Here is an 8,576-nt window from a genome sequence, read left to right on the forward strand (position 1 = left end):
TCCCACAGCCGCGGCCACAGCAGGATGGCGGCCGCCGTGCTCGCACTCAACCCGAACACGTCGGTGTAGAAGTTGAGCTGGAACAGGATCATGGACATGAAGACCAGGTTCGCAGCCGCGTCGCCGCAGCTGTAACCGGCCTTCTCCATGAAGGACAAGGGCTGGTGGGTGGTGGCCATGGGGTGTCTCGTGTCGTTTTAAGAGAGGCGCGGTCTCAGGGCCGTGCTTCGTAAGAAAGGTAGTCGAAGTCCGCGGCAAGGCGCTGGCCCGACAGGTCCTGGCAGGCAATGCCGATGAAGTTGCCGGTGAAGCCGAAGCTGCGCGCGTAGCCATCGACGAAGCGCGTCACGGCTTCGTCGCTGAGCATGGCGGTGTCCAGCGCCGGGCCGACGTCCTGCCAGGCACCGCCCGCTTGATTGGCTTGAGCGAACTGGAACTGGTAGCGGTCGTGGCGGAACTCGACGGCCAGGTCGACCGGGCCCTCCGCCAGCACGACCGGCGTGGCCGGCTCGCTCAGCGCCGAGTCGCGGTTGACGGTCAGGCGCAGCACGCGCCGGCCGGAATCGACATCGCGGCTGACGTGCAGATAAGCGTGGTTGCCTGTGTTGTAGTAGGCCACCAGGCCGGCCATCTGCTGGAATAGCTCGGGCGCGAATTCCAGGCGCGTCTCGATGCGGCAGTTGAAATGCTGCTGGCGGCGCGCGACCAGGCTCTGGTCGAACAGGCTCATCAGCGATTCGCGGCCCTTCAGGCGCAGCCAGCCGGGGCGCTCGGTCAGCGAGATCCAGCTTTCGTCAAAGGGCACGCGCAGCGAGTTCAGGTGGTGGTTGAGCGTGACGCCGTCGAAATCGTCGCGCGCCGGCTCGGCCGGGAAGACATGCTCGGGAAGGCCCGGCCCGGCCACCTGCAAGTGCGGCGCATTGCCGCCGCCTTCGATCTCCGGCCAGTCGTCATCGCGCCAGTGGATGCGCTGGATGCCGGTCTCGCGGCCCAGCGGGCAGTGCAGGCCGACGTACTCGCCGTTCTGCCTGTCCGCGTTGGGGCCACTCCATTCCAGCGGGCGACCACAGAGGTGGGCGAGGTACCAATCGCCATGGGCCGTCTGCACGAGGCTGGCGTGGCCGCTGCGCTGCAGGCCGTCGGTGCGCTGCTGCCAGGCCGTCAGCAGCGGGTTGCCAGGCAGCGTCTCGTAGGGGCCGTCGATGTTGCGTGAGCGGGCCAGCGTGACGGCATGCTCGTAGAAGGTGCCGCCCTCGGCCGTCAGCAGGTAGTACCAGCCGTTGCGGCGGTAGAGGTGGGGCCCTTCGACCACGCCCAGCGGCGTGCCGGCATAGATGTTCTTCACCGGGCCGATCAGGCGCCTGGCTTCGTGGTCGTACTCCTGCAGCAGGATGCCGTTGAAGTGGTGCTTGCCGGGCTGGTGGATCCATTGCTGGTTCAGCAGCCACTGGCGGCCATCGTCGTCATGGAAGAGGCTGGGGTCGAAGCCGGAGCTGTTCAGGTAGATGGGCTCGCTCCACGGGCCGTCGATGCTGGGCGCGGTGATCAGGTAGTTGTGGGTGTCCTTGAATGCGCCGAAGGTGGAGCGCACGTCGGTGTAGATGAGCCAGAACTGGCCACCCGAGTAACTCAGGCAGGGCGCCCAGACGCCGGCCGAGTCGGGGTGGCCGAGCAGGTCGAGCTGGCTCTTGCGCGTGACGGCGTAGCTGTGGTGGCGCCAGTTTTGCAGGTCGCGCGAATGGTGGATGCGCACCCCGGGCCACCACTCGAAGGTGGAGGTGGCGATGTAGTAGTCGTCACCGCCATCACTTGGAACGCGGCAGATCGAGGGGTCGGCGTGAAAGCCCGGCAGGATGGGGTTGGTGATCATGTGTCGGTGCAGAGAGAGTCAGGCGGCCGCAGCCAGGCGGCTGGCGGCGATCAGGGGGCGGGTGAGACGGTAGCGGGCCAGGGCCGCGGCACCGACGGCGACGGCATCGACGCCGAAGCGCGACAGGGTGACCAGGGGCGGCGCCACGCCGGCGGCGCTGGCATAGGCTTCCAGCGTGCGGAAGGCGTGCTCGAGAAAGGGGGCGCCGATCTCGACGGCGGGGCCGCCGAGCACGATGCGGCCGGGGTCGTAGGCGGCGCAGAGATTACCCAGCAGCATGCCCAGATAGCTGCCGGCGCGGGCGACGGCTTCGATGCTGTCGGGCTGCCTGGCGCTCAGCCGGCGCTGGATCCCGGCCAGGCCACCGCCTTCTTCGCCGGCGGGCAGCATGGTCCGAAAGCCGATCATGGCTTCGGCGCAGCCGCGGCGGCCGCAGCTGCAGCGCGGGCCGTCGATCTCCAGCGTCGTGTGGCCGACCTCCCCAGCCAGGCCGTGAGCGCCGGTCAGCAGCCGGTCCTCGACGACGATGCCGGCGCCCACGCCCAGGCCCAGGCTCAGGTAGATCAGCGGGTCGCGGCCGTCGGCGCCGAACTCCAGCTCGCCCAGGGCCGCAGCATCGGCGTCGTTCTGCACGAACAGCGGCACGCCCTGCAGCGGCGTGTTGCGCAGATGCTCGACCAGCAGCCGGCCGACGGGCAGGTCGCGCCAGCCGAGGTTGTGGGCGAAATGCAGATGGCCGCGTTGCTCGTCCACGCCGCCGGGCAGCCCGATGCCGATGCCGATGACCCGCTGAGCCGGCGTGTCCAGGCGCGCGTACACCTGCGTCAGCAGCCGGGCGGCGCGCATCAGCGCGAGAGGGGCGTCCCGTCCGGCGTCCAGCGGCGCGCGCGCACGGGCCAGCACGTCGCCGGTCAGCGAGGTGGCGACGACCTGCACGCCCTCCACGCCCAGCTCGGCGCCCAGCAGCACCAGCCGTCCGGGGTCGACGAAGAGGGGCGTCGGCCGGCGGCCCAGCTCGCCGGTCGCGACGACCTCGCGCTCCAGCAGCCAGCCCTCGTGGATCAGCTCCTTCACCAGCCCGCTGACGGTGGATTTGGTCAGCTGCAGCGACTCGGCCAGCGCCGCACGCGATTGCCCGGGCCACGCGCTCAGCTGCCGCACGACGGCCATGCGGTTGAGGTCTTTGAGCAGGTGCTGATCGGCGGTGAACTGCATGTGGGCCCTAGATGGTTTACAGCCCGTCGGCCGCGAAGGGCCGCTGCAGGGTGGGGACGTAGTTGACGGTGGGCGCTACAAAAGGCCGCGCGCGCATAGCCCAGCGCTGCCGGCCCGGCGGCGTGGCGACAGCCCCGACCATCACGCGGCTTTCGGCGCATCTCCCCGAAGCGCGAGGGCGTCGGGGCAGGTGGCGGGAGCCGGTAGGGCGGGATGAGAATTCAATGCGGTCTCCGTCTTGAGCGGCGTCCTTCCGACACCGCTTGCTATGGACTCAAATGTAGCGCTACCATTTTGCATTGCGCAAGCGAGAAATCTCTAACATTCCCGCGATTCCGGGGTTGCGCCCCCGGTCGGCCCATACAGGAGACCTGATGAAGACATGGGCCCGAGGCCTGGCCGGCTTGCTGCTGGCGGCCGCGCTGCAACCCGCATGGAGTGCGGTGGAGGATGGCTTCGAACTGTGGCAGCGCTACCGCGGATTGCCAGCCGTGACTCAAAGCGAGGTGCTGACGCGGGCCCGCAGCATCCTCCCTGCCGAGCCGATGTCACCAACGCTGCACGCCGCCGTTGCGGAATTGAAGCGCGGCGTGGCGGGCCTGACGGGGCGGGAGCCGGCCGTGTCGGCCCAGCTGGCGGACGGTGCTCTGCTGCTGGTCACGCCGGCCAGCGCGCCGGCCGGGCTGAACTTGCCTTGGGCCGAGCTGGGCCGCGAGGGCTATCTGCTGCGCAGCCTGAAGCTCCAAGGCCGGGCCGTGACCTTGATCGCGGCCAACGCCGACATCGGCCTGCTCTACGGCAGCTTCGCCTGGCTGCGCGCGGCGCAAACGGGCGCAGACCTCGGCAAGCTGGACCTGCGTTCCGCACCCAGGCTCGGCTTGCGCCTGCTCAACCACTGGGACAACCTGGACCGCACGGTCGAGCGCGGCTATGCGGGGGCGTCGATCTGGGACTGGTGGAAGCTGCCCGACATCCGCGATGCGCGCTACGTCGACTACGCCCGCGCGAATGCGTCGCTGGGCATCAACGGCACGGTGCTGAACAACGTCAATGCCAAGGCCGATTCCTTGACCGCGCCCTTCCTCGCCAAGGCGGCGGCGCTGGCCGATGTGTTCAGGCCGTATGGCATCCGCGTCTACCTGTCGGCACGCTTCTCGGCGCCCGTCGAACTGGGCGGGCTGAAGACTGCAGACCCGCTGGACCCGGCCGTGCGCGCCTGGTGGCAGGCCAAGGCCGACGAGATCTACCGGCGCATCCCCGACTTCGGTGGTTTTCTCGTCAAGGCCAATTCCGAGGGTCAGCCGGGTCCGCAGGACTATGGCCGCCACCATGCCGACGGCGCCAACATGCTGGCCGAGGCATTGGCGCCGCACGGCGGCATCGTCATGTGGCGGGCTTTCGTCTACGCGCCGGACGCGGGTGACCGCGCGAAGCAGGGCTATGCGGAGTTTCAGCCGCTGGACGGCCGCTTTGCGCCCAACGTCATCGTGCAGGTCAAGAACGGCGCCATCGACTTCCAGCCGCGCGAGCCCTTCCATCCGCTGTTCGGCGCCATGCCGAAGACGCCGCTGGCGCTGGAGCTGCAGATCACCAAGGAATACCTCGGCTTCTCGACGCACCTGGTCTATCTCGGCCCGCTGTTCGAGGAGGTGCTGCGCACCGACACCTTGCGGCCGTCAGGCGTGACGGTTGCCGGGCAGCTGACGGCGATGGCAGGAGTGGCCAACATCGGCACCGATCGCAACTGGTGCGGCTCCCACTTTGACTGCGCCAACTGGTATGCCTTCGGCCGGCTGGCCTGGGACGCTGACCTACGCGCGTCCGACGTCGCCCGCGAATGGGTCATGCAGACCTTCACGGCCAAGCCCGGGGCCGTCGACAGCATCGTTTCAATCATGACGGCTTCGCGCGAGGCGGTGGTCGACTACATGACGCCTCTGGGTCTGCACCATCTGATGGGCACGGGCCACCACCATGGCCCGGCGCCCTGGGTCGACAACCTGGAGCGGGCCGATTGGAACCCGGTCTACTTCCACCGCGCCGGCCGTGACGGCATCGGTTTCGACCGCTCGCCGCGCGGCAGCAACGCGACGGCCCAGTACGCGCCCGGCTGGGCCGCCCGCCTGGCACGGCCGGAGACGACGCCCGAGGAGTGGCTGCTCTGGTTCCACCACCTGCCCTGGGATTACCGGCTGGCGTCTGGCCGCACGCTGTGGGCCGAATTGGTAGCGCGCTACGACCGTGGCGTCGCGAGCGTCGTCGACGCGCGCGCGCGCTGGGCCACGCTGCAAGCCGACATCGACCCCGCCCGCCATGCCGACGTCACCGCCTACCTGGCAGTGCAGGAGACCGAGGCTCGCTGGTGGCGGGATGCCTGCCTCGCCTATTTCCAGTCCGCCTCGGGGTTGCTGCTGCCGCCCGGCGTGCGGCCCCCCGAGCGCTCGCTGGACGACTACAAAGCGCTGCGCTTCAACTTCGCGCCGGGGCGCGGCGGCTGAGAGTCCCCAAGCCAAATATGATTGCGCAAACAAACCCACCACCATCCGAGGGACCCTTTTGAAGCCAACCGCTCGCTCCGGGCGCAGCCCCAAGGTCGCGACCATCGCCGATGTCGCCGCGCTGGCCGGGGTGTCGCCGATGACGGTGTCGCGGGTCATCAACGGGGAGCAGAACGTGCGCCCGGGCACGCGTGAGAAGGTGCAGGCCGCCGTCGCCGAGCTGAACTACCTGCCCAACCAGGCCGCGCGCCACCTGGCCGGGTCCGAGCCGATTCGGATCGGCATGCTCTACATCGATCCGACGGCCGGCTATCTCAATGAATTCCTCATCGGCTTGCTGAACAAGGCCAGCCTGCGCCATGTGCAGCTCGTCGTGCAGCGTTGCGAGGCCGCGCGCGAGGGTGAGGAGAAGCCGGTGGCCGAGATGATCGCCAACGGCATCGACGGCCTCATCCTGCCGCCGCCCTTCTGCGATTCCCAGCCCTTGCTGAAGCTCGTGGCCGAGACCGACACGCCGGCCGTGGTCGTGTCCAGCGGCGTGCCGCCCGAAGCCGTCTGCGCCGTCGGCATCGACGACTACCAGGCCGCCTACGAGATGACGCGCCACCTGCTGAACCTGGGCCACCACCGCATGGGCTTCATCATCGGCGACCCCTACCAGAGCAGCAGCGCCCGCCGCCTGGCCGGCTTCCATGCGGCGATGGCCGACGCCGGCCTCAACATCGAGGAGGAGGAGGTCGTCGCCCAGGGCATGTTCACCTACCGCTCGGGCCTGGACGCGGCCGAGTTCCTGCTTTCGCAGGAGCGCCGGCCGACGGCTATCTTCGCCAGCAACGACGACATGGCCGCAGCCACGGTCGCCATCGCCCATCGCATGGGCCTGGACGTGCCCAGCGACCTGACGGTCGTCGGCTTCGACGATGCGCCGCTGGCCACGACCATCTGGCCCGAACTGACCACCGTGCGCCAGCCCATCATGGAGATGGCCGGTGCCGCGGTGGACCTGCTGGTGCGTCACATCCGCGCGCGCCGCACCGGAGTGCCTCTGCCCTGCGAGCATGAGCTCATGGATTTCGCGCTGGTCCGACGCCAGTCCGACGCGGCGCCGCGGCTGCGCCCGCCCTTGCGCATCGGCGCATGAGTGAGCCGCTCGTCTAAGCCCAAAGCGGGCCGGCTTGGGAGAGGCCCGCGCTCTGCCCGCAATCCACACGCATCGCCCTGAAATGAACCCTCTCTCCGCCCCGCGCTTCAAGCGCCTGCTGCTGACCGGCGCCGCCGGCAACCTCGGCCGCGTGCTGCGGCCGCGCATGAAGCATTACTGCGACGTGCTGCGGCTGTCGGACCTCGCACCCATGGACCCCGCCGGCGAGGGCGAGGAAGTCGTGCAGGCGCCGCTCGAAGATCTGGCTGCCATGCAGTCACTGCTGAAGGATGTCGACGCCGTGCTGCACTTCGGCGGCGTGTCGATCGAGAAACCCTTCGACGTGGTGCTGCCGGCCAATATCGTCGGCGCCTACAACGTCTACGAGTCGGCCCGCCAGCGCGGCGTGAAGCGCATCATCTTCGCCAGCTCCAACCACGTGACCGGCTTCTACAGCCAGGGCGAGACGTTGACGCCAAGGGCCGCGCCGCGGCCGGACAGCTACTACGGGTTGTCCAAGGCTTTTGGCGAGGACCTGGCCCAGTTCTATTTCGACCGCCACGGCCTGGAGACGGTGTCGGTGCGCATAGGTTCCAGCTGGCCCGTGCCGACGGACCGCCGCATGCTGTCGAGCTGGTTGAGCTTTGACGACCTGGAGCGCCTCCTCGTCGCCGCACTGAGCGCGCCCGTCGTCGGCCACAGCATCATTTACGGCATGAGCGACAACCGCTCGACCTGGTGGGACAACAGCGCGTCCAACCACATCGGTTTCAAGCCCCAGGACAGCTCCGAGCCCTGGCGCGCCGAGGTCGAGGCGGCCCAGCCCTATGTCGACCCCAGCCGGCCCGAGGTGCGCTGCCAGGGCGGCCAGTTCGTCATCCTCGGCCCCTTCGAGAAGGCGCCGGAAGATAAATGAAGATCCCCTTCACGCCCAACGCCCGCCGGCCTGACCCGGCCATCGAGGTGCTGGACGACGCCTTCCTGCCGCTGCGCCTCTTCCCTGCGGGCATTGAGCAACTGGCCACCGGCCTGGCCTGGGCCGAGGGGCCGGTCTGGTTTGGCGACGGGCGCTACCTGCTCGTCTCCGACATCCCCAACAACCGCATCCTGCGCTGGGACGAGACCACCGGCGCCATCAGCGAGTTCCGCAACCCCAGCAACAACGCCAACGGTCACGTGCGCGACCGCCAGGGGCGCCTCGTCAGCTGCGAACACCTGACGCGCCGCATCACGCGCACCGAGTACGACGGCCGCATCACGGTGCTGGCGGATCGCCATCAAGGCAAGCGGCTGAATTCGCCCAACGACATCACCTGCCATCCGGGCGACGGCAGCCTGTGGTTCAGCGACCCGCTGTTCGGCATCGCCAGCGACTTCGAGGGCGAGAAGGCCGAATCCGAATTGACGCCGGCCGTCTACCGCATCGATGGCGTGACCGGCGAGCTGACACTGCAGATCGACGATCTCAAGGGCCCGAATGGGCTGGCCTTCAGTCCTGACGGCAAGACCCTCTACGTCATTGAAAGCCGCGCCCAGCCGCATCGGTTGATCTGGGCCTATGACGTGGATGGCGTGTCCTTGAGCAACAAGCGGCTGATGATCGACCCGGGGTGCCCGGGGGCTTTCGACGGCATGGCCGTCGATGTGCAAGGCAATCTCTGGTGTGGCTTTGGCAGTGACGGCAGCGCGGATGCGGATGCGGCGATGCTGGACGGTGTGCGCGTCTACGGCCCCTTGGGCAAGCCGCTGGCGCATATCCACCTGCCCGAGCGCTGCGCCAATCTCTGCTTCGGCGGCGCCAAGGGCAACCGCCTCTTCATGGCGAGCACGCATTCGCTGTATGCGCTGTACG

General features: G+C 68.7%; 6 protein-coding genes. 4 read left to right on the top strand and 2 right to left on the bottom strand.

The features are described from left to right. Positions 1 to 214 precede the first annotated feature (214 nt). Complete coding sequence (locus ACXJKR_RS17360) at positions 215 to 1,870, bottom strand: glycoside hydrolase family 43 protein (protein WP_056204792.1); 1,656 nt, start codon at positions 1,868 to 1,870, stop codon at positions 215 to 217. 18 nt (positions 1,871 to 1,888) lie between these two features. Then, the gene (locus tag ACXJKR_RS17365) at positions 1,889 to 3,085 is read right to left on the bottom strand and encodes an ROK family transcriptional regulator (protein ID WP_056204789.1); all 1,197 of its coding nucleotides are present in this window, start codon (positions 3,083 to 3,085) and stop codon (positions 1,889 to 1,891) included. A gap of 374 nt (positions 3,086 to 3,459) precedes the next feature. Here ACXJKR_RS17365 and ACXJKR_RS17370 point away from each other — a divergent pair, with 374 nt between their 5' ends. The 4 genes from ACXJKR_RS17370 to ACXJKR_RS17385 all read left to right on the top strand — a co-directional run. Beyond that, positions 3,460 to 5,583 carry an alpha-glucuronidase family glycosyl hydrolase gene (locus tag ACXJKR_RS17370; RefSeq protein WP_457323884.1) on the top strand — a complete coding sequence of 708 codons (2,124 nt, stop codon included), beginning with the start codon at positions 3,460 to 3,462 and terminating at the stop codon, positions 5,581 to 5,583. Positions 5,584 to 5,641: 58 nt separating this feature from the next. Beyond that, complete coding sequence (locus ACXJKR_RS17375) at positions 5,642 to 6,724, top strand: LacI family DNA-binding transcriptional regulator (protein ID WP_056204784.1); 1,083 nt, start codon at positions 5,642 to 5,644, stop codon at positions 6,722 to 6,724. 82 nt (positions 6,725 to 6,806) lie between these two features. After that, positions 6,807 to 7,640: an NAD-dependent epimerase/dehydratase family protein gene (locus ACXJKR_RS17380; protein ID WP_457323885.1), complete on the top strand. Its 834-nt coding sequence runs from the start codon at positions 6,807 to 6,809 to the stop codon at positions 7,638 to 7,640. Further along, positions 7,637 to 8,576, top strand: a 940-nt coding sequence (locus tag ACXJKR_RS17385) for an SMP-30/gluconolactonase/LRE family protein (RefSeq protein ID WP_457323886.1), incomplete at its 3' end; no start/stop codon positions are given. The genes ACXJKR_RS17380 and ACXJKR_RS17385, both read left to right, overlap by 4 nt.

Source organism: Roseateles sp. P5_E11 (assembly GCF_054049355.1).

What these genes read in the sequence shown, in the direction of transcription:
- ACXJKR_RS17365 (WP_056204789.1), bottom strand. Translation starts at nt 3,085, where the DNA reads ATGCAGTTCACCGCCGATCAGCACCTGCTCAAAGACCTCAACCGCATG.
- ACXJKR_RS17380 (WP_457323885.1), top strand. Translation starts at nt 6,807, where the DNA reads ATGAACCCTCTCTCCGCCCCGCGCTTCAAGCGCCTGCTGCTGACCGGC.
- ACXJKR_RS17360 (WP_056204792.1), bottom strand. Translation starts at nt 1,870, where the DNA reads ATGATCACCAACCCCATCCTGCCGGGCTTTCACGCCGACCCCTCGATC.
- ACXJKR_RS17370 (WP_457323884.1), top strand. Translation starts at nt 3,460, where the DNA reads ATGAAGACATGGGCCCGAGGCCTGGCCGGCTTGCTGCTGGCGGCCGCG.